Genomic DNA, 1743 nt, shown 5'->3' on the forward strand with positions numbered 1-1743 from the left:
GTACCGGAAGCTTTCTATCACGATTAAAGAGATCGACGCCTAACTCTATTTCCAGGTAGCTCACGAGCTGATGAACAGATGATTTATCTTTCTTTATCCTGCGTGCTGCTGCGCTAAAGGAGCCACATTCCACTACCGCAACGAAAGCTTCTACTTGCTCAAACGTAAACATTGTCATTTCTACCGCCAGTCCGATGTTTGGATAATCCCAACATAACAGAGGTGCATTAATCGGAAAAGTGCGTAAGGCTTATCCCAATTGGGAAGTAGTAGGCACAGAGATGAGACTGCCGAGGGTTATTAACTAATGAAAAATACATCAAGACCAGAGCACATTAGTAATGATAGAAAGGGAATAGCTAAATGGTTTAGCTTGGCTGTATTACTGATAGCACAAATTGGAACCATGGGTGACAACTCTGGCCTCTCTGTTGCGACCGAGTCCTTAATCAGTGAGTTAGGTGCTTCAGTCTCGGACATCGCCTTTGCTAATGCTATGTATCCCATGATTGCAGGGGCATGCATGGTCGCAGGAGGAATGCTAGGTTTAATCTGGGGATGGAAGCGCCTGTTTCAAGTGGGCGCTCTGCTTCTTTGCACTTCTGAAATCATTGCATCCTACACTGATAGCATCCAAGTATTTATTTTTATAGCAAGAGTCTTGTCTGGCTTTGGAGCCAGCTTTCTAATTCCTGCTGTATTAGGACTAATCGCTGGGATATACACAGATAAAAAGGATAGAGCTATTGCATTTGGCGCGGTAGCGGCTGCTTTAGGGCTTGCTAACACTGGTGCTCCGCTAATATTTGGGCTTCTAATCGACAGGTTTAATTATCGTGTTGCGTTTGAGTTTCTTGCTGTTTGGTTTGGGATAGTATTTTTGTTAGGTTTCTTTCTTGACAAGGTTGAAAATCAGAAAGAAAAAATAAGTTTTGATTTTATAGGAAGTATACTCGCTTCAACAGGGCTAATCTCTTTTATTTTTGGATTATTAAAAATTCCCGAGTGGGGCGTGCTCTCACCGCTATCACCAAACATACATATTTTGGGTATTAGCCCTACGTTACCTCTAGTGGCCTTCGGTATTGCTGTTTTATTTATTTTAATCAAATGGGAGGAGAAGTTTGAAATAAAAAACGGTTCCTGCTTAGTGCCAAAGTCATTCATATCATCTCCTCAGCTCAAAGATGGACTTTACATGTGTGGCATAGTCTTTTTTGTCTTAGGGGCTTATATTTTAATTGGAATTACCTATTGCCAGTTGGTTGTTGGGTACAGTGCTACTGATACCGCAATGTTACTCTCGGTATTTTCTATTTCTATGTTATTCACTTCACTTATCACCCCCACTAAATTCGCTAATATATCTTCTAGAAAACTATGTATAATAGGGATTTATTTATGTTTTTTTGCTGCATTATCTGGCGCTCTAGGCACTGAAACCGATTCAGTCAATGTCATCTTTTATGGGTCTTCCTTATTTACAGGTCTTGGCTGTGGCATTATCGCTTCCCAAGCATCACTGATTGTGACCGCCGCGGTCAACCAAAGAGACGCTATTCAATCTGGAGGTGTACAAGCAACCTCTCGGAATATAGGGCAAACTATTGGTATTGCAGTTCTTGGTAGTGTTTTAATGTTTTCACTAACAAGCACAGTGAAGTCTGACACAGAAAATAGTGAAATAATCAGCAGTCAGACCAAAGAGCAAATAGAAGGCATATCATATATTCCTTTCTCTAG

Annotated in this window: 2 protein-coding genes; one reads left to right on the forward strand and one right to left on the reverse strand. The window is 41.0% G+C overall.

All coding sequences use genetic code 11. The features are described from left to right. Nucleotides 1-178: helix-turn-helix domain-containing protein (locus tag BZG82_RS15965; RefSeq protein ID WP_131826255.1), on the reverse strand; the 178-nt coding region annotated here is incomplete at its 3' end. A gap of 129 nt (nt 179-307) precedes the next feature. Here BZG82_RS15965 and BZG82_RS15970 point away from each other — a divergent pair. Further along, the coding region (locus tag BZG82_RS15970; protein WP_077766314.1) for an MFS transporter at nt 308-1743 on the forward strand (1436 nt) is incomplete at its 3' end.

The organism is Salinivibrio sp. PR5 (genome assembly GCF_001996085.1).
In the GTDB taxonomy this organism is placed as follows: Bacteria; Pseudomonadota; Gammaproteobacteria; order Enterobacterales; family Vibrionaceae; genus Salinivibrio; species Salinivibrio proteolyticus.